Origin of the sequence: Trichocoleus sp. DQ-U1 (genome assembly GCF_039961925.1) — a bacterium.
GTDB lineage: Bacteria > Cyanobacteriota > Cyanobacteriia > Cyanobacteriales > FACHB-T130 > FACHB-T130.
Window position 1 is genome coordinate 1 of the sequence record NZ_JAMPKB010000073.1, and the last position, 26,283, is coordinate 26,283.

Here is a 26,283-nt window from a genome sequence, read left to right on the forward strand (position 1 = left end):
AAAATGGTTGATACTTTGCTTGCTACTGCACTTGATTTAGTCAATCCAAAACACCTACGCAACTGGTTCACAAACTGCTGCTACTGTACTTCATGAACTTGCAATCTGCTGTATCTTGGAGAAGCTTTGAAAGTGGAACTGAACATTAATCCAATTCAGTTCCCAGATTTTGATTTTATGGGAATCGATGCAGAGATTCAACATCAGCAAGAGGTATATACAAGAACTAAAAAAGAAAGTAGAGTTAAAAGCCGTTGCTGTAAATCTGATAAAGTTTATCAAGTCGATGTTGAATATGAGGATAAGCGCGAATTTTACGAAATTGATTTGCGCCAAACATTAGAGGCAATTAAACTAAAGATAGATCAGCAAGTGTCTAGAAACCAAGAGCTTTTACAACGAGTTATTGAAAAGCAAGTGAAAGCAGATTTTAGAAGTGCAGAAAAGCAAATCAATAACTACATCAACAGGTTTCAAACTGATTTTGACCGCTTGCTAAGGGAGCGGAAGATGCGAGGAGCAGAGACTGATCAGATTCGTGCAAGGCTTGAGTCTCAGAAAGCCCAAATGAATGAATATCTGCGTGAATTGACCTCTATTCGAGCATCATTGGATAATTGGAAACCAGTGCAGACAATCAAATCCTCTGCTAGACTACTCGCTTAAATCAAGAGGAGCGAGTAGCGCTCTTCGCCCCTTTCCTCACCTTTTAACTTGCGGACTTTTTAACTAGCTGGTAAGTCCGCAAACACCTTCTCTACTAGCTGTCGCGCTTTAGCGTCCAAGAGGTTCCAGTCTACATCGCCAGTGTCCTCTTCAATTAAGCTAGTATCAATCTCAATTTCCTGATTTTCTGGGTGAGCGATCGCTTGCGTGTAATTGCGAAAACAGACTTGATAACAAAGTTCCCACAAATCAACAGTAACTTGCTGGTCTTGATGCTTCAAACAAAGTAGATAACCAGGATAGGGATTAGGCATTGCTACCAATGCTTGTTCTATCTCCGCAGCTTCCTCTGGAGAAGCAGATGCAAGCTGTTCTCTTAATAACGTAAAAGTGGTTTTAGTTTCCTCCGGCGTCCCCTCAGGCCAAATCAACACATCTTGGTAAGTTCCCTTCCAGCTTGATTGGTCTAGCTGTTTGCGAATCTGGTCGATGATTCGGATAAAAGCTGGTTGCATGAGCAATTCAGCTTGCTCCCAACTCGTAATATTTGTGAACTTTGGCATCATTTTTATCTTATAAAATTGAAAAAAATGTGATAGAAAAAACTTAAGGTTTAGGTGAAGATGGTGACGAGGCTGGAGCTTCTCGCTGTACCGTTTCGACTTGACTAACTTGAAAAATCAAGGTAAAAGGTTGACCCATCTTTTTGGCAACAAATTCTTCCAACAATCGCACTTGTTTAGGAGTTAAAACTTGCTCAGCGCGAACAGTAAGATAAACTTTAGGGGGGTTTGTTAACCAGTTGGACTCAGTTTTAACCAGTTCTACTCGCTGAAAAGTAATCGTATTCTTCAGTAGCGCCTGCTTCAAACTTGCTTCTAGTCGGGCTTGCCGGAGTAATTCTACAAAACTGATCCCTAAAGGAATCAAGAGAATCGCCGTCAAGGCAAGCGTCCAACTTAGGGCTTTCCTCGCTTTCGCTAAAGGGGTGTAGCCGGACAATAAAAAAGTCAGCATACAGGCAAGGGTAATCCCCAGCAAGTTCGTCATGTACAGCAGCGCTGCACCCAGACTCAGCGACCAATTCGCTTGGGCAAGCCCCAAACCAATGACACAAACCGGAGGCATCAGCGCCACAGCGATCGCTGTCCCCGCCAAAGTCCCAGAAATTTTGGGCTGCACTTTCGCAAAGCCACTAATGCCTCCAGCGACTACAGCAATTCCCAAATCGAGTAGAGTCGGTCTAGAGCGAGACAGCACTTCGCTGCCAAATTCTGGGAGTCCGACAAAGGAACCCAGAAGCATCGCTAAAACAATCGCCAGACACGTCCCCACGATGACCGCAACCAACCCTTTGCGAAACAGAATCACGTCGCCTTCTAAAGCGGCAAAGGCTAATCCGCGAATGGGGAACATCAACGGGGCAACGATCATCGCACCAATAATGACAGCCGCACTGTTAGTTAACAATCCCAAAGTAGCGATCGCGCAGGAACCAATAATCAACACGATGTAGTTCAAATCCATCGTAGATTCTTCCAACAGCCCCTCTCGCTGCACGCCTAACTCCTGCTGTGCCTTTCGTCGCCATCGCCGATATTTCGACCACTTCCAATGAATATTTTTTAGCAAATGAAAATAATACCCTAAAATTCTATCTGAAGCCTGATAAAAGCTCCGCTTGATGCTCAATATTCACAATGATCGCAATCCCTCCGCAAAATTTAGCTACTTCTCTGGGTGGAAATCAGCAGTGAATTATCGGTGTTTACAGGCAAGCTTCCCGAACGCTTCACACCCCAATCTGAAAAAATTAGTGAAATCTTTGACAAACTCTGCGGATTCGTTGGGTTTATCCGAGTGGTATTAATATTGAGCGTACATTCTTTTTTCGGCAGGTCGCACCATGATCGGGCGTTTATTAGACCAGCGTTACCAAGTTGTCCAAGCCTTGGGGGCCGGTGGATTCGGAAAAACCTACATCGCCAAAGACACCCGCCGTCCTGGTGCCCCAACTTGTGTTGTCAAGCACCTCAAGCCTGCTAGTAGCGACCCTCATTTTTTGGAAACGGCTAGACGGTTATTCACTAGCGAAGCCGAAACTCTAGAACAACTGGGAAATCACGACCAAATTCCTAGATTATTAGCCAACTTTGAAGAAAACCAAGAATTTTACTTGGTACAAGAGTTCATCGATGGGCATCCCCTCAGCGCCGAACTCTCACCCAGTTATCGTTGGGAAGAAGGTCAAGTCATCCAGATGCTGCAACAAGTCTTAAGCGTTTTGGAATTTGTCCACTACAACGGCGTCATCCACCGCGACATCAAACCAGACAACTTAATCCGACGCAACTCAGATAGCAAGCTAGTTTTAGTTGACTTTGGCGCAGTCAAGCTACTGCGAACTCAAACACTCATCAATCAAGCACAAGCCAGTGCCACCGTTGCCATTGGCACTCCCGGCTATATGCCAACCGAACAAGCGCAAGGCAGACCCCGCCCCAATAGCGATATTTATGCTTTGGGTATGATTGGCATCCAGGCACTGACGGGATTGATGCCGCTACAATTGCACGAAGATCCCCAGACAGGCGAGATTCTCTGGCAGCATCTAGTGGCGGTCAGTCCAGGGTTAGCAGGTTTTTTAACAAAAATGACCCGCTACCACTTCAAAGACCGCTATCAGTCAGCGACGGAAGCACTACAGGAATTGCAACAGCTAATCTATGGCAGTAGACAGCCAGGAGTAGGGGTTGGGTATCCACCCATTGAGTACGCGCCCTCTCCCCCAGCGCCGCCAACTCCACCGTCTGAACAGAAAACCCTTCCGGTCGTTCCTCCCCAACCCACGCCACAACCTACTCAACAACCAATTAGTCAAGAGTACAATCCGCCTGTTGTTGCTCCCTCGTCTAATAAATTTCCCCTAGCGATGGGGATCGGGGTAGCTATTTTGGTATTTGCGGTAGGGGGGGCTATTGCTCTTTATCAATCCCAACCCAAGAGTAATGGAGGGTCTAAGAGCAATCCGAATGAAGTGGTAGACAAAGTACAAGAGACTTGCAAAGTTTCGGATGGGCCATTAAATGTACGTTCTAGCCCTAACGCTTCGGTAGTAGGTAGCGTCAAACAAGGGACGATTTTATCTGTTACCGGCACTGCACGAAATGGTTGGGTGCCGATTAGTTCGCCGCTCAAGGGATGGGTATTTAGAAAATATATCGATTGTGGCTCATCGGCCTCAACGCCTACCAAGCCCACTCCAACAACGACTGCCAAACCCTCTCCAGAAACGCCGAAACCTACCGTCGATCGGGGGCGGGAGATCATCTCCCAAGCGACGGAAAAATTTCAAGCGGGAGATTTCGACGGCGCGATCGCTCTCGTTAGATCCATTCCCGCTAACAGTTCTGCTTACGGACAAGCGCGGGAAGCGCTGCAAGAGTGGTCTTTGAACTGGTCAGTTGCACAAGGGATATATCGGGATTCCCAAAGAGCTTTCGAGCAAGGTCGGTGGCAAGATGTAATTGCCGCTGCAAACGACCCTGGACTTCCCCAAATCCGGTATTGGCAAGATCGGTTACGCCAATTAGCTGCACAAGCCGAGCAAAAACAGAACGAACAAACACCGTCTCCCAGCCCCAGCGAAAGCCCCAGCGAGAGTCCTAGTCCCACTGAAAGCCCTAGCCCGATTCAGAGTCCGAGTGAAAGCCCTAGCCCCACGGAGAGTCCGGCAACTGAGCCTTCCTTGTGACGACACTCAGATAAGTGCTAAGCGATCGCTTTCCGCTCAAATCGGGCACATTTCCCTACTTGCTCTCATCGGGAGGTGGAGGGAAAGGCACCAGCGCCACTTGGAAGAAATAAACGCGACCGCAATATTGCGACCTGTTAGAACAGATCGTTTCTATCGCCACATTATTGACATTAGTAACATCAAATGACATGGAATCTTTCTGCCCAGGAGCAATCGTGCGAGAATGCTTACGCTGTCCATCTAAATAAATATTGACCGTGGTGGGAGGACTACCGCTGTCGTTATCCCGCATTCCATATTCCAAATTCAGAGTTTGGAAGTAAGTGTCATAACCCTCCGGCATGATTCTACAGGTCATCGACACAAAAGCGTTGCCTGGAGCCAGACTGAGACGGCTGGTGTAGACGGCTCTACCGACAGCAACATCTGACTTATAGGGACGCCAACGACCAGGGCCAGTACTCACACATTTAGTCTCTGGTAGAGAGACTGTACGCCGTGCCTGTACAGCTTGATTGCCCAGAGTCGCCAAGACAAAGGACAGCAGCCCGCCAACAAGAAGTTGACTGATCAACTTGGTTTTTTGCATGGAGAGATCGCCAAGTTAAAAGGTAACAATCTTTACTAATGATACCGAATCCCCATCCCCTGAATTGGCACCGACTCCAATAATAATCAGAATGCGAGCGTTTGGGTTAGAGAAAGCGCGATCGCGATGGGCTGACTGACAAATCAGATCGGACTAAAGGCGAGATCCCGGACTTCTCTAAGAATTCCGGGATCTAAACCGCTGGCATCTCACCACTCAAATAAGACTGCAATATAAAATGCCTGCAATCCAAACCCCCAAAAGACAGCTCTAGTGGGTGCTAAATATCCTAGCGGCAGCAGCAACACCGGCACCGGGAGTAAAGCCTTCGTATCCGACTTCTCGCAGTGTCGCTTCCAAAGCGGCAACGGCAGCGAGAATATCGCGATCGCTCACAAAACCCAAGTGACCAATCCGGAAGATTTTTCCTTTGAGATGGTCTTGTCCGCCAGCCAGGACAATGTCGAACCGCTTTTTCATCACGCTACGGATTTGCTCGGAATCCACCCCAGTCGGTGCCACAGCGGTAATCGCCGGACTGCCTGCACCTTCAGGCGCAAACAGCGGCAACGAGAGCGCATTCATCGCCTCGCGGGTCGCCGTCATCAGCCGTTGGTGACGGGCAAAAATCGACTCCAAACCCTCGGCTTTCATCATTTTCAGGGCAACGTGCAGCCCCACAAATAAGTTCACCGGAGGGGTAAAGGGAGTGGTGTTTTTGGTGGCATCTTTGCGGTACTTGCCCAAATCCAAGTAGTAGCGGGGCAACTTAGCCGTTTTGTAAGCTTCCCAAGCTTTCGGGCTGACAGAGACAAACGCGAGTCCTGGGGGAATCATGTAACCTTTTTGGGAGCCAGACCCCACCACATCAATGCCCCATTCATCAATCGGCAGATTCACCGCTCCCAAGCTGGTAACAGCGTCAACGATCATTAAAGCTTCACCGTGGGCTTTAACATGACGATTGATCGTTTCCAGGTCGTTGAGAACGCCAGTGGATGTCTCGCTATGGGTGACAATGACCGCTTTGATTTGTTTATCTGTATCGGCTTCGAGTTTTTCCCGGAATTGTTCTGGGTCGAGGGCTTGACCCCACTCAGCTTTTACCGTATCAACATTCAGACCGAAAGCTTGGCTAAGTTCCGCCCAGCGATCGCCAAATTTGCCATTACAGCCAACCAAAACGCGATCGCCTGGACTCAGGAAGTTAATGATGCCAGCTTCCATCGCCCCCGTGCCACTGGCAGTTAACATCAGCACGTCATTCTCGGTTTGGTGCAACCATTTCAGGTTTTGCGTCACCTCAGCCATCAGTTTGCTAAATTCACTGCTGCGGTGCCCAAATGGATGCTTGGCTAAGGCGAGTAATACCTGTTCCGGCACGGGTGTCGGGCCGGGAATCATCAACATTAACTTATCGTCCATCGATCTGTCCTTAAACTTGAAGAGCGCATACTCCAGAATCGCATATCTTTTCCAATCCATTCACCAATTAGCAATCAGCTTTTTAGCTTTTCGGAGTAATTGAGTAATCGATAGTCAGTAGTGGGTAATCGGTTTACAGTCTCTTTACGAGCTAGTACTGACAAGTAAGGAGTTAATAACTACTAAAAGATTGACAAAAAGCCAAATCTTTACTCTAATTTCTCCGGTGGAATTTTTCTTAAAAAAGCGGGAAGGTCTACCTGTAAATGTTTGTTGGGTTGAGGGGACGGTAAAGGAGTTCGGTTGATTGGCTGAGGAATCTCAGCCACAGTTGGGGGTTCTATTGCCATCAGCAGTTCTTCCAGATCCTCAGGGCTATCTGCTAGCACTCGTTGCAAGAAATCCTTTAGTTTTTGAGCGCTGCGAAGGCTAGCATTGCAACGGTCTTTCCAATACTGGATGGCGGCTTCGTACTCATTTGCTTGCTGGGCTTGCATGAGAATTTGCTCTTGCAGGGTCGCGGTGTGAGTTTCTAATTCGGTTGTCTGGGCTTGATAGCGATCGCGCGACTCTGCTAAGTCGTGGCAAGCTTGTTGTAATCGAGCCTGAATTTTAGCTTGCTTGTCTAGCTGGTTTTCTAGGTCTTTAATCTGTCCGTGGAGAGCTTGAATGGTTGCATCCTGTTCACCAACCAAGTCTTCAGTCTCGGAAAGGTTTGCCAACAGTTGTTGCTGTTCTTCCAAAGTTTCGTTGGCTTCTTGGAGTTGATCTTCTAGCTGATTGATAACTGTAGCGCGATCGCTACATCGACGGTAAAGCGCCTGCATTTGCTGCTCCTGCTCTAGCGCCTGCACCTCCAAACGCCTCACTACAGTTCGAGCTTCCAGAATTTGAAATTCTAGCTCCTGCACTCGTTGTTGCTGGCCTTCTAAGGCTGTTTGTCGGTTCGCTAGCTCTTGTTCCAGCAGCGTTTGACTGTTTTGGATAGTCTGCCGGCTCTGAGCCAGCTGCCTCCGCAAACGTCCTAATTCCCCTTGCTGTGCCTCAGCTAAAGTTTCAATCGTCGCTAACAATTCTTGAACCGTTTCCTCTTTGAGAACCGCTTGCGATTGATGATTCTCTAGCGCTTGCTGCTGCTCGAAAAGCTGTTGCTTGAATTGATCGAGCGCCCGCTGTTGAAGATTCGCAGCTTCCTCTGTCGATGCCAGCTGAGTTTCTAAAAGATGTTGCTCGCTCAGTTGGAGCCTCAACTCACTCACACAAGCTTGGGATTCCTCCAACGCCTGCTCTAACTGATGAATGCGAGCTAACTGCTGTTCTTGCGAAGGCGATCGCGCCAATTCCAGCGGTTCTGGAGGCTCCAGTTCCCAAGATTGTCTTTGTGGATCTTGTTGCGGGGATAATTCGCTGGGGTGAGGCTGTGCAGAGGCAAGAGCATCCTTTGCCTCTGCGTCTGCTGAAGCTTCCTTTGAATTTAACCAAAAACGATCGGCTGAATCTGGTTCAGTCACTCCGAACCTCCCAGAAGTCAATAACGGTCTTGGAGCATCCAACAGCCATCTCGCATTTCCGAGTGATGAGTTAGCAGTTAGCAGTTCTCGGAGCGTTTATCACTGTTTATCACTTAAGTAAGTAGAAAGCATTGACCCTAATTTTAGGGCTTTCCGGCGATTTTTCTGTATTGAGGACGAAGCATCAGTGCCAGCATCTAGGCACAGAATTCAGGTATTTAACAATTCTGGCTTCGCCCCACACCCTTTCTAATCTCAATACCTTTTATACCTTGGGTTCTCGGTGTCCGGTGACAATATCTGGCGAAGGTGGTTGATCGAAGGCAATGTTATTCAGAGACCAACGGTAATCGATTGGTAAATTTGCTCGTTCGCAAGTTTGTTCGAGTTGCTTCTGTTGAGCCATTGCTTTGCGGAGAGTACCGATCAGCTGGTGAACTTGCTCCCGCACTGCCGGTTTTTGACTAACGGCGAACGAGGTGTGGCGTTCCAACACTTGCAGGAGTAATTCGTAGTGGATACGAGAGGGAAGAGGAATTGGCTCCATGAAACCTAATTTACCTATAGGGGTCAAGATATTGGGCAAGGATGAAGGCGGAAGGGGGAATGAAAAAGTTCTTTATTCAATCTTTCATCCTTCCTCCTCCCTCCTTTATCCTGCAAAAGGGTTTTCATTCTAGGAAAACAGCTTGGCGATGCCAACAGCAGGGTCGGACTGTTTCACCAAGGACTCACCAATCAGCACCGCATCAGCACCCGCTTGCACAACTAAGCGAAGGTCAGATGGCGTGTGCAGACCCGATTCGCTAACGACAGCGATCGCCCGATCGCGCAACTCGCTACCTCGCGCCGCTAAAATCTGGCAGGTTGTTTGCAAGTCTACGGAAAAATCTTCCAGATTGCGATTATTTATACCAACTAGGGTAACGCCTTCTAAGGATAATACTCGGTCTAATTCGTCCAGAGTATGCACCTCAATCAGCGGTGTCATCCCTAAAGCATTAGTAATTTTGACAAAGTATTGGAGGTCTTGATCGCTCAGAATTGCTGCAATCAAGAGAACGGCATCGGCTCCGTGGCGTCGGGCGAGATAAATTTGGTAAGGATAGATTAGAAAATCCTTACATAAAACGGGCAAGTCTAGGGCAGCGCGAACAGCCGTCAGATTTTCAAAACTCCCTTGAAAAAATTTTCGATCGGTCAAGACTGATAAACAGCTGGCTCCTCCTTGCTGGTAAGCAGTCGCGATCGCCACTGGGTCGAAATCTTCCCGAATCACACCTTTACTGGGAGAAGCCTTTTTGACTTCTGCAATCAAGGCAGGTTTTGTCTTCCCTTGCCGCAAAGCACCGATAAAATCACGAGGTGCAGGTGCAGACTGCACTTGACGCCGCAACTCCACTAAGGGCAGGCGTTCTCGCATCTGGTCAACTTCCGTTTCTTTTTGCCAGACAATTTCCTCCAGAATGTGGCGGGGTTTGGCATCAGGTACGGCAACCTGATAGCGTAAAGTGCTGATGGCAATCGATGGATTTGGGGGACGGCGGCGAATTTGCATATTTCCTAGTTTGGCACAATTATTCATGGGGAATGGGGGCTTAGTAGGGGTCATTTGTCAACGGTGATTCGTCATTCGTCACCAGCAATCGACGAATGACAAATCACGAATGACTCTTCTCCCTAATGAGAACCTACAGCCCGTTTGTAAGCTTCATCCAATACTTCTGAGAGGGTAGGATGTGCGTGGACAAAATATGCCAGAGTCTGGACAGAATTGCGTTGAGCGATCGCGTTTGCGGCTTCGTGAATCAAATCCGCTGCATGCATTCCGATGATGTGGACGCCCAGCACTTCGCCTGTATCTTTGCGGTAGATGACTTTTGCCATCCCGTCGGCTTCCCCTTCTGCGATCGCTTTCGAGTTTCCTTTGAAATAACTCTTCGCCACTGCAACTTCGAATCCCTCCTCTTTCCCCATTTCTTTCGCCGCCAGTTCCGTCTTGCCGACAAAGCTAATTTCTGGGTGAGTAAAGGCGGCGGCAGGGATGCTGTGATAATCGATCAAACGGTGACGCCCGCAGATATTCTCTACCGCCACGACGCCTTGAGCCGACGCCGCATGAGCCAGCTGCATCTTGCCCGTAGCATCTCCAATTGCCCACAGGTGAGGCACGGGTTCGCCACTTGACAAGACTGCCATCCGGTCATCGACGGGGATAAAGCCTCTATTTGTCTCAACGCCGATAGCATCCAGCCCCAAGTCCTTAGTATCCGGAATGCGACCTGTAGCAACCAAGCAAGCGTCTACTTCTAGCACGTCCACAACTTCTTTCGTTTTGGCGTCGGCTAGCTCAATGACCACGGGAGAACCCGGTTTAACACTCTTCGCCAACGTGCCTACTTTCGTTTCAATGTCACGCGGCTTAATCAGCACTCTTTCGGCAATCGTGGCAATGTCCCGGTCAAACCCAGGCATCAGCTGGGGTAACGCTTCAATCATGGTGACTTCAGCGCCTAATGCGGTGTAAACATCTGAAAATTCTAGACCAATGTAACCGCTGCCAATAATCGCAATCCAGGAAGGTAGCGACTCCAATCTCACGCCGTCATCGCTGGTAAAAACAGTTTTGCCATCAATTTCAATTCCTGGTGGAACCCAAGGAATTGACCCAGAGGCAATGATAATGTCTTTTGCCGTAACGGTTTTTTCACCCGATCCCGTGCTGATGGTGACTTTTTGCGAACCCGCAATTTTCCCCCGACCTTGGAGAATTTCAACGTCCAGCCGTTTCAAACTGTTTGTCAAATCGCCGCGAAGCTTGGAGACAAGGTTGCTCGCATGATCTGCGATCGCTTGTCGGTCAAACTCAACGCCTGCAACTTGAATCCCCAGCGATTTCAGATGGTGGGCATTGCGTAACTCTCGCACTCGACCGGATGCTGCCAACAAAGCTTTAGAAGGAATGCAGCCCCGATTCACGCAGGTGCCGCCCATATCGGCTGCTTCCACAATGGCGGTTTTGAGACCGCAGGAAACGGCGTGTAGGGCAGCGCCATGTCCGCCGACACCGGCTCCAATAATCACTAAATCGTAATCAAATCCTTGAGTCACGTTACTCTCCCCTAGACGACGATGCCCTCCTCATTTTCAGCTTGACCAACGGTGAGCGCAAGTCCCCAATCGGTTGTGGAGTGAAAGAGTGCAAGTTATTCTCCTTACAATTTTCTCTAAAAAAATTACGAATGAGTCATCCCTTCAGCCGCGTGTTATATCTTAGAAACTAAAAGAAATCCAGCGATCGCTCGAATTGAGCGATCGCTGTCAATTACTAGGGTGCCCTGCCATCAAAAGCAGTGTTTGTGGAACCAGCGTAATGAATCAGAGTGACCAAGACCATCGTCGCGCCGCCGATCAAGCGTTTAGCGAATCGCTTGAGCAATTGCAGGATTTATTAGAATTGCCGGACAATCAGACGGCTCGATCCCAGTCAGAGTCGGACAGCGGGAATCATCAAAAAGAATTGACTGAAGCAGATGAGCTAGAACAAGCCGCTGCTGACATTGAGGAATATATGCAGAAGAAGACTAAATCATCAGGGAATGGATAGCGAGTGATTGATTGGGAAAAGCGAAAAAAACCCTAACCATTGTTGACCCATAACTACTGATTAGCGCCTACTTCCTAGCTTTTGCCATTCTGACGCTTTACTTCGTACAACATCAAAGCAGCTGCTACAGCCACGTTTAGCGACTCGACTCCTGGACTCAGGGGGATGGTCACTTGCACCTGTGCCAGTGAAACTAACTCTGAAGACAATCCAGCACCTTCATTGCCCATCAAAATCAGCGTGGGACGGCGTAAGTCTACCTCCCAGTAGGTTAAAGTCGCACTAGGCACAGTTGCCACGACTTGCATTCCTCGTTCCCGACACTCAGAGATATCTGCGGTCAAATCGGAACTGATCCGCATCGGTAGCCGAAACCATTGTCCAGCAGAGGCTCGCAGCACCTTCGGATTGTCCAGATCCACACTATCTTCACTAACGCACAGCCAATCCGCACCCGCAGCCGCGGCAGTCCGAATCATCGTGCCGAGGTTGCCCGGATCTTGCACGGTTTCCAAAATTAGCCCCAAACCCGTAACTGGCAATGGGGACACCTGGCGGCTCATCCGGGGTGCCGTAGCGATGACACCATCGGGTTGAATCGTGGTAGCGATCGCTTTCAGAACTTCCTCGCTTACCACTTCCGCCCTTTGGCACCGATTACAAGCTTGCTCCCACAATTGCTGGTGACGTTCCTGCCATTGAGGCGTACAACAGACCGTTTCTAACGGATAATCAACCGCACAAGCTTCCTCTAGCAAATGCGTCCCTTCCAACAAAAATATTTGCTGCTCCCGCCGTTCCTTGGAGCGATGTAACTTGCGAATTTGCTTGACCAGAGGATTCTGGAGACTCGTCAACATCAACAAGAATTAGGACTGAGGACTGAGGACTGTAGGACTGAGAAAGTGTCAAAAGGCAAGAAAGAACTTTTTCCCAATCTGGCAAAGGATTGAGTTCTGAGTGTTACTAAGTGACGAAATTCTTTATTAGCGTCTGACTACCCTATCTCGATCGCCACTTTTTTCTACTCAGTCCTCAGTCCTGATACCTCAGTCCTAAAAATGCGGAACCCGGGACTTGAACCCGGAAGTCCTTGCGAACACTAGAACCTGAATCTAGCGCGTCTGCCAATTCCGCCAGTTCCGCTGACGTCTGGATTTATACCACCGATTTACTATCTTGCAACAAACCCTAGAATTTGTCAATACCTTTTATCCGGAAAAGTGAACCGATACAAGGTACAATGCTTCATCGACTGACAATGAAGCGGGATTGCTAATCTAGACATTTAAAATCTTTCCTGTAGAATCAAAACCAAATTTAAAAAAAAGCCACCCTATTCCGTGAAATTTGGAGGACAGACCTATTAACCCCCCTCTCAGCCTGACCGATACTTACTCTCTGCCCGAAGAAGACAAGTCCGTTTTGCACATTTGGGGTAGAGCTTCCTTGCAAGGGCACGTCAAGATTAGCGGCGCAAAGAACGCGGCACTAGCGATCATGGCAGGAGCCTTGCTGTGTCCTGAAGATTGCCGAATCCGTAACGTTCCCTCGCTTGTCGATGTCAAGCGCATGGGTCAAATTCTGTCGTCCCTAGACCTAAAGCTGGAATGGAATGGCGACATTCTCGACATCAACGCTAGCCACATTGGACAATCAAAAGCGCCCTACGAGTTAGTTTCTCAGCTACGAGCTAGTTTCTTTATCGTTGGACCGATGCTGGCGCGACTGGGTGTAGCAAAAGTGCCACTACCTGGCGGTTGTGCTATCGGTGCCAGACCCGTCGATCTTCACGTTCGAGGTTTGCGGGACATGGGGGCAGATGTCCAAATCGATCATGGGATGGTCAATGCCCATGTAACTGGCAGCAATCGAAGATTAAAGGGAGCCAAAATTTATCTGGACTATCCCAGTGTTGGTGCGACAGAGACACTGATGATGGCGGCAACCCTAGCAGAGGGAGAAACAATCCTAGAAAACGCCGCCCAAGAACCAGAAGTCGTGGATCTCGCTAATTTCTGCATTGCAATGGGAGCCAAGATTCGCGGTGCAGGTACCAATACAATTGTGATTTCTGGTGTTCCCAGCTTACATTCTGTAGATTACAGCATCATTCCCGACCGGATTGAGGCGGGGACATTGCTCGTTGCAGGAGCAATTACCCATTCAGAACTAAGTCTGTCCCCAATTATTCCAGACCATCTCACGGCTGTGATTGCCAAGCTGCGGGAAATTGGAGCGACGGTACTCGAAGAAGCGCCCGACTGCCTGCGGATTATTGGAGGACAAACACACACGGCAACAGATATTGAAACATTGCCATATCCTGGATTCCCCACGGATATGCAGGCACAATTTATGGCATTGCTGACCCTCAGTGAAGGGGACAGCGTGATTAGCGAAACGGTTTTTGAAAACCGATTGCGTCATGTGGCAGAGTTGAATCGCATGGGTGCAGATATTCGCGTGAAAGGCAATCATGCAATTGTGCGGGGTGTGCCAATGTTATCGGGGGCACCTGTACTAGCTACTGATTTGCGTGCTTCGGCGGCGTTGGTTTTGGCATCGCTGGCGGCAGAAGGAAAAACAATCATTCGAGGATTGCAGCATCTAGATCGGGGTTACGAAAAGCTGGAGGATAAACTACGGCAGCTGGGAGCTAAACTACAGCGGGTGCAGGATGATGATAGTTTGCCAGTTGAAAATTTGAAGGTTGAAGGTGACAGCCTGCCGGTTGAAGGTTTAAAGGTTGAAAGTTGAAGGAAGAATAATCGGTAATAGGTAGAGTGATGAGTGATGAGGTATTCATTCAAAACTCATAACTCAACACTCATAACAATTACCTTTTACCGAATTGTCTATTCCTTCACAATTTCTGTCAGCGCTGGTTTTAGGGTTGAATACTGATATTCAAATCTTTGGGACAAGGTGCGTTTTGGAAGAACTTGTTGCCCTTCCAAAACGACTTGGGCACCATCTCCTAAGAGACCTTCTAAAACAAAGCTGGGAACTGGTAGCCAGGAGGGTCGATTTAAAACTTCTCCCAAAGTTTGAGCCAATTCGTTCATCCGGACTGGATTCGGAGCTGTACCGTTTAGAACACCTTCAATTTCTGGGTGGCTGAGTGCAAATAGAATTAGATTCACTAAATCGTCTCGGTGAATCCAGGAGAACCACTGACGCCCTGAACCAATGGGGCCACCAGCAAACATTTTAAAGGGGGGAAGCATTTTAGCAAGTGCTCCTCCCATTCCTAAGACAATTCCAGTTCGCACAATTACCAGTCGCGTGCCGCTGTCTTTGACTTTTTGGGCTTCTGTTTCCCATTCTTTACAGACAGTGCTGAGAAAATCATTACCGGCTGAGCTAGTTTCATCAAAGGCAGCCGTCTCGCTGGTGCCGTAGTAGCCAATTGCAGAAGAATTAACTAAGACAGCGGGCTTAGGATTCGCTTGATTAATTGCTTCTACAATTTTTTGCGTCCCTAGCTTTCGGCTATTTAGGATCGTCTGCTTTTGTTCTGGAGTCCAGCGTTTTTCCGCAATCGGTTCTCCCAATAGATTTACCACAGCATCGCATCCAGCAATGGACTGTTGCCAGGAGCCTGATTCAGTGGGTGTATATGCAATGATTTCGAGATTGGGATAGGTGTTGGCAGGAAAGACTTGCTTCGCTTTCGCAGGGTTACGACTGAAAACCAAGATTTGATTTCCTTGAGCGTGTAGTCGTTCTACCAGACGAGAGCCGACAAATCCAGTTGCTCCTGTAATGGCTACTTTCATGCTTCTCTGGTTGCCTCGCTATCGGGGGTTTTTTTCGTGTCGCTGTAAGCCATACCATTGACCTCAGCATAGCGATTCATAAACCGCATAAATCTCTCCCAGTGGTCTTCTCGCTGAATTTCAAATTCGCAGTCCAACCGCTGAAAATCATCCCCTTCTGGTCCGCTGAAAACAAATTTTACAGAAGAAGGCTCAACGCTTATTTCACCTTCTTCATCCGTTAATCGCAGCCCATTAGAAAACTTATTTTTAAAGCTGTTGAATTTTTCTATGGCTTTCAGCTCGTTAAATGTCATCAATACCGTGCGGACTCCAGAACTGCGATTCCGCCGTAAGCTGACGTTACCGATTTCTTCAGGAATCCCTTCAAAAAATTGAATTAAGGGTGTATTAGAAGTCATGCACAAAATTAATGAAACTCATAAAGTAGTATACAAAAGTCAAATGCCCTCCGAGCGCTGACTCGGTGAGCTAGAGAGTTTAGAGGCGATCGCCTAAAATATTTTTGACAAGTTGTCGGTAAATGCGTCCTAAAACCAACATCCAAGGTAGGGAGATTTTTAACTCAACTTTTCCCTAACCAGATTCTGAGCCAGTAGCTTTAAATTTATTAATTACAGGGGTTGACTCCCCAAACTCCTCTTAGAAGCCCGAAGGAGCCTTGAAGATGGCTCTCCTTCACTCTATAGGGAAGGGGCTGGAGGTTGGGTCTGTATTGGACTCAACTGCAAACCGTTATCGTTGCTCAATCTTCGTCTTTCATGTTCATCCTCCCATTCTTAACCATCCAAACACATCCCCTACCGTTAGCCGCAGTTCTGTTAACAAGTCTGGAACAGGTAGCACGTCGAATGCTTCCTGCAACAATTCCGGTTGCTGTCCGGGAGGATAAACCAGCACGGAGCGTTCGTCTGGATCGAGTAGCCAGCCTAATTTGCTACCGTGTTTGAGGCAGTGCAGGATATTTCCGGTTACTTTGGTTTGACTTTGCTCTGGAGAGAGAACTTCAATTGTCCAATCTGGAGCAGCCTGAAATACATTGGCAATATCCCCATTTTCATCAAGAGGGATTCTATCCCAAGCAAACACCGCCACATCTGGCACGATTGACCGTCCGCCGAAGGTACACCGCAATTCCGGAAAAGCTAGGGCAATTCGCTTAGCCTCGACCACCTCATTAATAACAGTGACTAGCTTTCCCTGTAACTTGCTGTGCTTCCCTTGCGGCATTGGCTTTTGGATGCTTTGACCCTTGATGTATTCGCTGGCTGGCTTAGTTTCTGGCAGCTTCAGAAACTCCTCTAGAGTCAAGGTTTTAGTAGGTGTTTGTACCATAAGCGATCGCATACCTGCCTCTACTATGACCCTACTCGTGCAGTTTCACTCCCCGAATTGACAAATCCAACAACTCTACCGGATGCATGATGGGAATTGTCTTCTCTTGCAGTTCTAAATGCTTGCTAATTTGGATCGTACAACCGGGATTTGCCGAAGCAATTAATTCAGCACCCGTATTCAGAAGATTTTCAACTTTTTGCTTACCCAATTCTCCAGCAACTTCAGGTTGCAGCATATTGTAAACCCCAGCACTGCCACAACATAACGCTGCATCCATCGGTTCTCGAAGTTGAACGCCTGGAATTTGGCGCAATAATTGACGCGGTTGGACGCTAATTTTTTGCCCGTGCAATAAATGACAGGCATCTTGATAAACCAAAGTAAATGGTTGATCGGAAATTGGGGAAAGTTTTGCCGTGATTCCGGCTTCGTATAGAAACTCTTGAGCGTCTTTCACTTTAGTAGCAAATTTTACGGCTTTCTCTTGATAATCGGGGTCATCTTGTAGCAGGTGTCCGTATTCTTTTAGAGTATGACCGCAACCAGCAGCATTGATGATGATGGCATCAACGTTTGTACCTTCAAAACTATCAATCATTTGGCGCGCGATCGCTTTTGCTTGTTCTTCCTGTCCTTGGTGATGCGGCAATGCAGCACAACACCCCTGAGCCTTTGGAATCACGACTTCACAGCCATTGGCGGTTAATACCCGTACCGTTGCTTCATTGACCTTTGAGAAGAATAGACGTTGCACGCAGCCCAAAATAACGCCCACTCGATAGCGTTTCTCACCCTCAGCCGAAACCACCTCCGGTAGGGTATCTACAAAGGTTCTGGGAGTAATTTCTTGCAGATTTGATTCCATCGCTGCTAAGCGGGGAGAAAGGCGTTGGAGTAATCCAGTCGAACGAACTAATTTCTGCAAGCCTAATTTCTGATAGACCATCAGAGGCGCTAGCAAAACCCGCAACCGATTAGGATAAGGAAATAGGGAAAAAATTAGTTTTCGATACAACTTGTCTGGCAAACTGCGCGAATAATTGCGTTCAATTTGGGGACGCATGGCAGTAATTAACTTGTCATACTGCACGCCAGAAGGACAGGTTGTGACACAGGCAAGACATCCTAAACAAGAGTCAAAATGCTGTACTGTTGCAGTATTTAGAGAAATCTCACCTTTATTGATAGCATCCATGAGATAAATTCTACCTCTAGGAGAATCCATCTCTTTGCCAATCACCCGATAGCTGGGACAAGTAGATAGACAAAAACCGCAGTGAACGCAGCTATCAATTAACTTGGGATTGGGGGGATGATCGTTATCAAATCCGTTAATATTAATCGGGTTTGAGTCATCCAAATTTGTTAAAGAATTTTCTGATGTTTGCATGGATGAGTGTAATTTTCCCTACTTTTTAGACGGTGTTTTCTGCGATGAAAGCGCTTTGTTCACATTCCACCGATAAACCGACTTGGACTTAAAATATTTTCTGGATCAAATTGCGTTTTGATTTTCTGCATTAAATCCAGGGCGTTGCCGGTATAACCCCAGACATCTAGTTGCTGCTTCAAGAAAATCGGCGCTTCTAGAATTGTCAGAAACCCGCCGTGAGATTCACAGAGCGATCGCATCTGTTGTAAAAATGCGATCGCGGTTGTTTCAACAACGTCACCATTGCACCTCAATAGTCCCAACCCACTTCCAGCATGGATCAGACACATCACCGATGGGACGTGGATTTGCAGATGAGCCAAAATGGTCGCGGCAGCAGTTGGTAATACTCCTATTTTGCAAGCGATCGCTGCCTCTGTGTGGGATGCCCACATTTGTTCTTGTAACTTCTGCCATAACTCAGCCTCATCGGCATCTGAATACAAGACACCCTGTAAACCGAGATGTTGCCCCACTTCCAACCATCGAGCGCACTGTTCCTTCACGCTCGGCGATACACTTTGAAAGCGAGCGATCGCACCAATGCCCTCCCCTAACCCTAAACTAGCCACAATTTGAGTGGATAGCAGGTCAACAGCCGTGGGCTTTAAGGCTGAAGCGAGCAAAGTTTTGGTGGCTGCGGCAATTTTTTCGGCTGTGCCAGTCAGCACTACGGTTGCAGATGCCTCAGGCAGGGGATAAACCCGAAACGTCACTTGAGTGATAATCCCTAACGTTCCAAAAGAGCCGGTAAATAGCTTCATCATGTCGTAACCGGCAACATTTTTTACCACCCGACCCCCAGCTTTGGCAATCTGACCATCGCTGCGGACAAAAGAAAAACCCAGTAGCATATCCCTCACTCCACCATAGCGTTGTCGCAAGGAACCGCCCCCAGCAGTCGCAACAATACCACCAACTGTGGCGTCTTTTGGATAGGCTGGATCGAGGGCGAAAAATTGACCTTGTTGCGCTAGAATCTTTTGCAGTTCGGCAAATTTCATGCCTGCTTCGACCGTAACGGTTAAATCGCCAACCGCATGAGCGATTAAGCGATTCAGACGTTCGGTACTGACAACCAAATTGACCCCATCGACTAATCCGCCCCAACCTAGTTTGCTAGCGCTGCCACAGGGTAAGATGCCCCACCGATGCTGGTAGGCATAAGCCATAACCTGAGCGAGTTCTTCCTCGGTGCGGGGAGAAACAATGCAATCAAGGGTCGTTCCTGGTGCAATTGCTTGAGAGATTTGTGCTTTTCGGGTGCCTTCTATCTGTTCCCACGGCACAATACCAGAGCTGGGGAGGAGACTTTCAAGTTTTTGGGCTACGCTATTCATTGCTTAAAAAAACATCTGTGCGATCGCACTCAGGTGGACATGAACACTAGCAAAACATAAGCACGGTACGCAAGTAACACTCAGTTCTCGACGTAACATCATTTAATTATTTAGTTATAAATTTATTTCTTTATATCTCAAGATAGATGCAGCACTTCATACTGGTATTTGTGGGGTCTATTTCTCTCTTTAGACAGGTTTAATTGAATGGTTCGACGAAAGAATATACCGGCATTACAGCAAGCAAGAAGGGCAGGGACAACCCGATCTTACGATAGGGAAAGCTTGCTAAATCGAATTACAACCCGAATTCGCCAATCTTTAGAGCTACAAGAGATTTTGGCGACAACAGCGCGGGAAATTCGCTCATTTTTAGACATGGATCGGGTCAAAATTTACCGATTTCACCCAGATGCCAGTGGAGAAGTAATTGCCGAATCTATAAATGGCGATTGTTTACCCTCTATGATGGGGCTGCGGTTTCCAGCGGAGGACATTCCACCCAATGCTCGTGAGTTGTTTGTCAAAGTCCGCCAGCGAGTCATTGTCGATGTCATTTCTAGGCAGAAAACTCAAGAACAGTTAGATTGTCTATCAACCGGCAAAAATTTAGTAACTAGAGACATCCGCTATTCCCCAGTCGATCCTTGCCACGTCGAATATCTGACGACGATGGGGGTGAGTGCTTCTCTCGCCGTGCCAATCCTACATCAAAACAGCTTGTGGGGGTTGTTGGTGTGTCACCACGCATCCCGGCGCAAATTTAGCGAACAAGAGTTACAAATTGTTCAACTGCTCGTGGATCAGGTGTCGATTGCGATCGCGCAGTCCAATCTTCTTCAAACCGCACGCGAACAAGCTCAGCATGAATCAACAATCAACCAAATCAGTAGTCTACTCCACTCTCCGCTAAAAATTTCAGAAATTCGGCAGACCGTTTTAGAAGAAACTGTTAGCGCCTTACACGGTGCTGCTGGCAGATTGTACATTACAGCAGATACAACAGGTCAGCCTGCTCAACTTTATACGACTGGCGAGCAGCCACTCCAAGCTTGGATTGAAGAAACTCCTTTTTGGCAACAAATTATCTCCGGGAAACCGAACAGCGTCGGTATCCCAGACAGTCCTTCTGAAAACAAATCCAAAGATAACAATCAAGATTTCAGTCATCAGAATCTCATCAATCACGCTTCTGACTCTTGGTTTTTGCAGTCGGAATTTAATCCTCAAAATCATTCCCTTGAGTCTTCGCATCACAGCTACGGAGTAGCTAGGGAAATATCAAATTTTAAAAGTCAAAATTTTCTCTACACCATCCCCGATTTATATCAAGAACCACAACTAAAATATGCAGCCCCTGCTTTTGAGCCAACGCCCATTCACTCTATTCTGATTGTGCCTCTCAGTTATCATCAGCAATGCGTGGGGTGTCTTACCATCTTCCGGCATGAGATGAATACAGAAACCCTATGGGCAGGTCGTCAGAATCCCGACGAACGGAATGTCCGCCCCCGCCAGTCATTTGAAGCATGGCGAGAAATCACCCAAGGACAGGCTAAAGAGTGGACACAAGAAGAACTCAAGCTGGCTCAATCGGTGGGAATCCACCTCTACATGGCAGTAATGCAAAGGCGTGTAGAGGATACAATCCGACATCAGGCGTCTCATGACCTCTTAACGGGTTTGCCCAACCGGCTGTTATTCAATGACCGGCTCTCTCTAGCGCTGGCAAGCACTCATCTGAATTGCGGCGATATGCTGGCAGTGGTGTTTCTCGACCTGGATGGCTTCAAAACGATTAACGACACGCTTGGTCATGCCGTAGGCGATCTACTGCTGCAATGTGCGGCTCGACGCCTCACAGATTGCCTACGAGAAAGCGACATTGTTGCTCGTTGGGGTGGGGATGAATTCACCATTATGCTCTCCCCAATCACTTGTTTGGAAGATGTTACCAAGATTGCGAAAAGAATTCTGGGTGCCCTGAACGTTCCTTTTCATTTTGAAGATGTAGAGACTTATCACGATACCTCTTTACACATCAAAGCGAGTTTGGGGATTGCTTTAGCTCCTTATGATGGGGAAGACGCAGAAACGCTGTTAAAAAACGCCGATGCTGCGATGTACAGAGCCAAGCAACAAGGGCGCAATAATTATCAGCTATATACACCAGCCCTAGGGGCAAAAGCACTGGAACGGCTGAAATTAGAAAACCGACTTTACAAAGCCTTAGAACGTGAGGAATTTCTGTTGCACTACCAGCCGCAGGTAGACTTAAAAACAGGTCAAATCGTGGGCATGGAAGCGCTGATTCGCTGGCAATCTCCCGAACTAGGCTTAATTCCTCCTTATCAATTTATTCCTCTGGCAGAAGAAACGGGTTTGATCTCTCCGATTGGAGAATGGGTTTTGCGGACAGCTTGCAGGCAAAATCGTCTTTGGCAATCACTTGGAGTGCCGCCAATCCGGATTGCCGTGAATCTTTCAGGTCGTCAAGTTCAGCAACCCACTTTAGTAAAAGTTGTTGAGCAAATTCTAGCTGAAACTGAGTTGGAACCTCGTTATCTGGAACTCGAAATTACTGAGAGCATTGCAATGCAAGATGTGGAATGGACAATTTCTGTGTTGCAGAAGTTGCAGGAACTGGAAATTCACATTTCAATGGATGATTTTGGGACGGGTTATTCTTCACTGAGCTATCTAAAACACTTTCCGCTCAATACGCTAAAAATTGACCGCTCATTTATTCGCGATCTCATGACGAATACTCATGATGCTGCGATTATTAAGGCAGTCATGGCACTGGGTCACGGACTCAATTTAAAAGTGATTGCTGAGGGTGTTGAAACAGTAGAACAATTGGATTTTTTGTACTCAGTTCAGTGTGATGGTTTGCAGGGTTATCTGTTTAGTCCCCCGGTTCCGGCGGAAGCGGCAACAGAGATCCTTAAATCTAAAAGGTTAAAAAATCAAAGTTAGAGATTCTCAGTTTGTAGGACGGGACGATGCTCTCAATGATTTTGGTGTACTCTAACGCGAAGAGCTGCGTCTAGCAGTATCCCTTGACGCGATCGCGTCCCTCTTTTTTCGCTTGATATAGCGCTTCATCGGCTGCTGCAATCAGCGCTGCCGGTGAAGACGTTAAACTGGGAACTATGCTGGCGACACCCAGACTCAGCGTGACGTAGGGGCTAACTGGGGAGTGGACGTGGACAATCTCTAAGCTTTTGACCATTGAACGGATCGACTCGGCGATGTAATTGGCACCCGCAGAGGGAGTGTTGGGCAAAATTAAGGCAAACTCCTCGCCTCCATAACGGGCAACTAAATCGGTTGAGCGCTTTAGCATCAACCGAATCGCACCAGCAACCTGTCGCAAACAGCTATCTCCAGCTTGATGACCGTAGGTATCGTTGTAAATTTTAAAACAGTCAATATCGCAGAAAATCAGCGATATTGGCGCTTGTTCTCGTCCCAGCCGCCGCCACTCTAGGGCAAGATATTCGTCAAACCTGCGCCGATTTGCCACCTGAGTTAAGCCATCCAGAGAAGCGATGCACTGCAACTCCCGGTTGGCTTCCTCCAGCTGTTTAAAGAGGGAAGACTGCTGAATTGCGATCGCTAACCCGACGGACAATTGTTGCAACAACTTAATTTCATAAGGCTCCCAGTGACGAGATCCAGAGCATTGATGGACGCAGAGTATCCCCCACAAATGAATTTTGGCGGCTGGATTGGATAAAGAGGGACGGAGTGGGGCGGGATTGTTGCTATTCGATTCATTATTCGCTTCTCGGTTGCCTCCCTGTTCCCGAATCAAGATTGGCACCATCAAATTTGCCCGAATTCCTGCCCCTGCGAGTAACTTCACGTAACTCGCAGGCAGATCCGCTTGGTAAATATCATCCACCGCTGACACATACCCGGTGGTTTGAAATTTTTGGATATATTCCGTCTCAAAGCAGGGGTCATACAGCGAGACATCCAGAATCGATTCACAACCGGGTGCGACAGATTCGACGACAAAGCAGGCACCGCGAGCATCGAGCCGATACAGAGCAACTCGTTCGGCTGGCAGAAAGTTTCGCACTTCTGCAACCGCTGTGTTCAGGATTTCGTTTAAATGCAACGATTGGCGGATGCGCCCTTGTATTCTTCCCAGCAAGCGTTCTCGCTCAATAGAAGAGCGTAATGCCTCCTCAGTTCGCGTCCGTTCTGTAATGTCAAGAAAACTCCAAACCCTGCCAATGATTTGTTCGCCGAGTCGGTACGGTGTGGAGTAGCGCTCAAAGATTTTCCCGTTTTTTAATTCTAGAATGTCGTATGCCTTAGCTTCTGGTTGCCTGGAAAGTTCCCAAACCAGCTTTAGAAAAGCTTCTGGCTCTTTCAACTGATCTTTAAGAAAGACGATTTGTTCGTTAGCGCGAGGCGAGCCGATTAGGTCTTCGGGAACCTCCCACATCTGAAGAAACTTCTGATTGTAGCTGACAATATCTCCTTCTAGGCTCACTGCAACGATGCCGTCAGCAGTTGATTCAAGCGTAGCGCGCAGCAGAGAAAGCGATTTCTCAACTTTTTCCTCGGCGGTTTTACGCTCTGTAATCTCAATGTAAGCAATCGCAACGCCATAATCTTTGAGAGGAATGGGAATCGCAGTGACGTTAAGCCAGGTGATTTCATCCTGGTCATTTACAATCCCGATTTCTCGATTTTCAATCACTTGATTTTCTTTTAACGCCCGAACGCTAGCAAATTCTTCCGGTGGCATCGAGCTACCATCCGATCGAACGATTCGCCATTCTTTGCTGTCGCACCTTCTATTTTTATGGTTTTCAATAGATAACTTTAGAATTTTTTCTGAAGCTTGGTTGGCTTCAACAATATTGCCGTTATTATCGGTGATGGAAATGCCAATTGGGAAGCATTGAAAAAGAATTTTATATTTTTCTTGACTTTCTCTTAACTCAGCTTCTGCTTGCTGGCGTTGGCTAATATCGCACGAAACAGCGATAATTTCTTGCACTGCTCCCGTATCCGGATGGCGGATAGTTCGGAGCGTAGTTTTAAACCAAATGTAATAACCTTGCCGATGACGAATTCGGTAGCTAATTGTGTTGATTTCTTGAAAATTTAGTTGAGTTGGATGTTCTCTTAAAGCAACCGTGTCATTCTGAGCAAATTCCTCTATCAGGACTAAATCTTGCGGGTGGCAAAATTCAAGCACCGAGCGTCCCAGAAGTTCATCCGGCTTATATCCCAGTAAAATACTGCATACAGGTGAAACGTAGAGGTAAACACCTTCCGGAGTATGAGTGGAAATCATGTCGGTGCAGTCTGATGCCAGCAATCGGTCACGAGTTTCCCGCTTAGACAATTCTAAGTTTGAATCGCCGAACAAGTTTTCCGGTTTTGGGTTATGGCGATCGCTAACGACTGGCATCAGACTGGTTGGTGTCATAATTCCTACCAGTTGACCGGATTCATCCTCTACAATCAACAGATGGCGAATCTGATGGTGGTAAAATAGTCGGCTGATGGTTTGAATATCTTGTACTTGGGATTCGTTCAGGGTAATCAGCGGCTGGTTCATTAGTGCAGCGATCGCCACACCTCTAATGTCTCTACCTAGAGCCGTGACTCGAACCAAATCCCGTTCTGTAAAAATCCCGATGGGGGTTTGTTTCGCTAGTTGTGTTGGGTTTTCCGCTGTTACCTGCTCTTCTACCACGATGACACAGCTAGCCTCCGCCCGACTCATCAATGCGATCGCTTCTGTGGCTAGCGTGTCAGGAGTTACCGTCAGAGGGTTGCGATCAATTGCTTGATGGAGTGGTAAAGCGTAAGGGTGGAGCATAGAGAACACATTATTAGTTTCTTTAATAGAATTAACCATTCTTATTAATTATTTTAAATTTTAATTGAACGAAGCGGAACCGTTTGCTGGGTAATGTGGTAGGCAGTAAGCATAGATGTGGCGATTGAATCGCATCTGAGTAAACGACTATGGCTTTACAGATAGCTTTTTAAGCAATGAAACAATTGTATTTTGTAATAAAAAAACCAGCTAGCTAAAAATTCTCACCAAATAAAGGGCTGAAGGCATTAACATGCTTTATCAACTTTCCTGGCAAACCCGGACAAGACAGCAATTAACTTATAAAAAAAATCTGAAATCTGCTGCCAAGGGTGCCTTAAAACAGAATGGTATTTCCTCAAAGGTTAACCCGATCCGTCGCATTGCCAACGCTAGTTAGTCAAAAATCTTCGCTCTATCACTGAAAAGCTAGCTATGTTCGTGCCTACGAACCCCTTTGGCTCATGTCTCTTAGAGAATTAATTCCAGCAGCCAGCACAAAAAATCAACCGATCTAGAACAATCCTATTTGAGTTGTGAGATGCTAGCGGTTCAAATCCCCAGCTTCTCCTTCAAACTCAGGAATCTCGCCTTTCTCGAATCCTTGAGGACTGCTTTAATTAAGTTTAGATATTTCTTTCTTGAAACAGGTCGAAAAGTATTCGCTGGCTTTTATCCTCAACAATCAAAAATTTTATCAAATCTCCCTTTTGACCTTATTTTTTCGCCTTAGCATAATTTTCAAAAAACTTTGTATTTATTGGAACAAAATACTCGTTAATGCTAAACGCCTATAACCTTTCACGAAGTAAACCATAAAAACTTATAAGTGCTTATGTAAAATAAATTACACATAATAAAAAGTAGAATAAGCTAAAACAAAAGTCAAGAAAACAAGAGACTTATGAGATTTATTAGAGATTTAAGCCGAGAAACTCAAAGGATTCTCAAAAGAATTTATAAAGAAAGTAGACATCATCAA

General features: G+C 47.1%; 20 protein-coding genes and 1 tRNA gene. 5 read left to right on the forward strand and 16 right to left on the reverse strand.

Going from position 1 to position 26,283, the window contains the following annotated elements; translation table 11 throughout:
* Positions 1-132 precede the first annotated feature (132 nt).
* Positions 133-666 carry a hypothetical protein gene (locus tag NDI34_RS22480; protein ID WP_348233885.1) on the forward strand — a complete coding sequence of 178 codons (534 nt, stop codon included), beginning with the start codon at positions 133-135 and terminating at the stop codon, positions 664-666.
* Positions 667-725: 59 nt separating this feature from the next.
* On the opposite strand, the gene NDI34_RS22485 is transcribed toward NDI34_RS22480, so the two are convergent.
* Both NDI34_RS22485 and NDI34_RS22490 read right to left on the reverse strand, forming a co-directional pair.
* Positions 726-1,232: a hypothetical protein gene (locus NDI34_RS22485; protein WP_190674279.1), complete on the reverse strand. Its 507-nt coding sequence runs from the start codon at positions 1,230-1,232 to the stop codon at positions 726-728.
* A 40-nt stretch (positions 1,233-1,272) separates the two neighbouring features.
* Positions 1,273-2,298, reverse strand: a complete 1,026-nt coding sequence (locus NDI34_RS22490) for a DUF389 domain-containing protein (RefSeq protein WP_348233886.1) — start codon at positions 2,296-2,298, stop codon at positions 1,273-1,275.
* 274 nt (positions 2,299-2,572) lie between these two features.
* Between NDI34_RS22490 and NDI34_RS22495 the strand changes: the two genes are divergently transcribed.
* Positions 2,573-4,420: a serine/threonine protein kinase gene (locus tag NDI34_RS22495; protein ID WP_348233887.1), complete on the forward strand. Its 1,848-nt coding sequence runs from the start codon at positions 2,573-2,575 to the stop codon at positions 4,418-4,420.
* Between the two features lie 55 nt (positions 4,421-4,475).
* Here NDI34_RS22495 and NDI34_RS22500 read toward each other — a convergent pair whose 3' ends face one another.
* The 6 genes from NDI34_RS22500 to lpdA all read right to left on the reverse strand — a co-directional run bounded on the left by NDI34_RS22500 (position 4,476) and on the right by lpdA (position 11,059).
* The gene (locus NDI34_RS22500; protein WP_190415517.1) at positions 4,476-5,012 is read right to left on the reverse strand and encodes a hypothetical protein; all 537 of its coding nucleotides are present in this window, start codon (positions 5,010-5,012) and stop codon (positions 4,476-4,478) included.
* A 270-nt stretch (positions 5,013-5,282) separates the two neighbouring features.
* Positions 5,283-6,437, reverse strand: a complete 1,155-nt coding sequence (locus tag NDI34_RS22505; RefSeq protein ID WP_348233888.1) for an alanine--glyoxylate aminotransferase family protein — start codon at positions 6,435-6,437, stop codon at positions 5,283-5,285.
* Between the two features lie 209 nt (positions 6,438-6,646).
* Positions 6,647-7,948 (reverse strand): hypothetical protein, encoded by a 1,302-nt coding sequence (locus NDI34_RS22510; protein ID WP_348233889.1) that lies wholly within the window; start codon positions 7,946-7,948, stop codon positions 6,647-6,649.
* A gap of 265 nt (positions 7,949-8,213) precedes the next feature.
* Positions 8,214-8,495 carry a DUF5340 domain-containing protein gene (locus NDI34_RS22515; RefSeq protein WP_190415523.1) on the reverse strand — a complete coding sequence of 94 codons (282 nt, stop codon included), beginning with the start codon at positions 8,493-8,495 and terminating at the stop codon, positions 8,214-8,216.
* A 129-nt stretch (positions 8,496-8,624) separates the two neighbouring features.
* Positions 8,625-9,506 (reverse strand): indole-3-glycerol phosphate synthase TrpC, encoded by an 882-nt coding sequence (gene trpC / locus NDI34_RS22520; protein WP_190441282.1) that lies wholly within the window; start codon positions 9,504-9,506, stop codon positions 8,625-8,627.
* 122 nt (positions 9,507-9,628) lie between these two features.
* Positions 9,629-11,059 carry a dihydrolipoyl dehydrogenase gene (lpdA, locus tag NDI34_RS22525; RefSeq protein WP_348233890.1) on the reverse strand — a complete coding sequence of 477 codons (1,431 nt, stop codon included), beginning with the start codon at positions 11,057-11,059 and terminating at the stop codon, positions 9,629-9,631.
* 262 nt (positions 11,060-11,321) lie between these two features.
* Here lpdA and NDI34_RS22530 point away from each other — a divergent pair, with 262 nt between their 5' ends.
* Positions 11,322-11,555 carry a hypothetical protein gene (locus tag NDI34_RS22530; RefSeq protein WP_190415527.1) on the forward strand — a complete coding sequence of 78 codons (234 nt, stop codon included), beginning with the start codon at positions 11,322-11,324 and terminating at the stop codon, positions 11,553-11,555.
* A gap of 74 nt (positions 11,556-11,629) precedes the next feature.
* Here NDI34_RS22530 and NDI34_RS22535 read toward each other — a convergent pair whose 3' ends face one another.
* Entirely contained in the window at positions 11,630-12,415 is a 786-nt protein-coding gene (locus NDI34_RS22535) for an RNA methyltransferase (protein ID WP_348233891.1), read from the reverse strand.
* A 202-nt stretch (positions 12,416-12,617) separates the two neighbouring features.
* Positions 12,618-12,701, reverse strand: a tRNA-Leu gene (locus NDI34_RS22540).
* Between the two features lie 204 nt (positions 12,702-12,905).
* Between NDI34_RS22540 and murA the strand changes: the two genes are divergently transcribed.
* Positions 12,906-14,315 (forward strand): UDP-N-acetylglucosamine 1-carboxyvinyltransferase, encoded by a 1,410-nt coding sequence (gene murA, locus NDI34_RS22545; RefSeq protein ID WP_190415530.1) that lies wholly within the window; start codon positions 12,906-12,908, stop codon positions 14,313-14,315.
* 98 nt (positions 14,316-14,413) lie between these two features.
* Here the strand turns inward: murA and NDI34_RS22550 are convergent, their stop codons facing one another.
* The 5 genes from NDI34_RS22550 to NDI34_RS22570 form a co-directional block, all read right to left on the reverse strand.
* The gene (locus NDI34_RS22550; protein WP_348233892.1) at positions 14,414-15,337 is read right to left on the reverse strand and encodes a TIGR01777 family oxidoreductase; all 924 of its coding nucleotides are present in this window, start codon (positions 15,335-15,337) and stop codon (positions 14,414-14,416) included.
* Complete coding sequence (psb28, locus tag NDI34_RS22555) at positions 15,334-15,738, reverse strand: photosystem II reaction center protein Psb28 (RefSeq protein WP_190415533.1); 405 nt, start codon at positions 15,736-15,738, stop codon at positions 15,334-15,336. Before psb28 ends, NDI34_RS22550 begins: the two co-directional genes overlap by 4 nt.
* A 364-nt stretch (positions 15,739-16,102) precedes the next feature.
* Positions 16,103-16,672, reverse strand: coding sequence for a Uma2 family endonuclease (locus tag NDI34_RS22560; RefSeq protein ID WP_348233893.1), 570 nt, complete (start codon positions 16,670-16,672; stop codon positions 16,103-16,105).
* A gap of 31 nt (positions 16,673-16,703) precedes the next feature.
* Complete coding sequence (locus NDI34_RS22565; protein WP_348233894.1) at positions 16,704-18,065, reverse strand: heterodisulfide reductase-related iron-sulfur binding cluster; 1,362 nt, start codon at positions 18,063-18,065, stop codon at positions 16,704-16,706.
* A 59-nt stretch (positions 18,066-18,124) separates the two neighbouring features.
* Positions 18,125-19,447, reverse strand: a complete 1,323-nt coding sequence (locus NDI34_RS22570) for an FAD-binding oxidoreductase (protein WP_348233895.1) — start codon at positions 19,445-19,447, stop codon at positions 18,125-18,127.
* A 207-nt stretch (positions 19,448-19,654) separates the two neighbouring features.
* Between NDI34_RS22570 and NDI34_RS22575 the strand changes: the two genes are divergently transcribed.
* Entirely contained in the window at positions 19,655-22,426 is a 2,772-nt protein-coding gene (locus tag NDI34_RS22575) for an EAL domain-containing protein (protein WP_348233896.1), read from the forward strand.
* 70 nt (positions 22,427-22,496) lie between these two features.
* Here the strand turns inward: NDI34_RS22575 and NDI34_RS22580 are convergent, their stop codons facing one another.
* Positions 22,497-25,340, reverse strand: a complete 2,844-nt coding sequence (locus NDI34_RS22580) for a diguanylate cyclase (RefSeq protein WP_348233897.1) — start codon at positions 25,338-25,340, stop codon at positions 22,497-22,499.
* Positions 25,341-26,283: the final 943 nt, after the last annotated feature.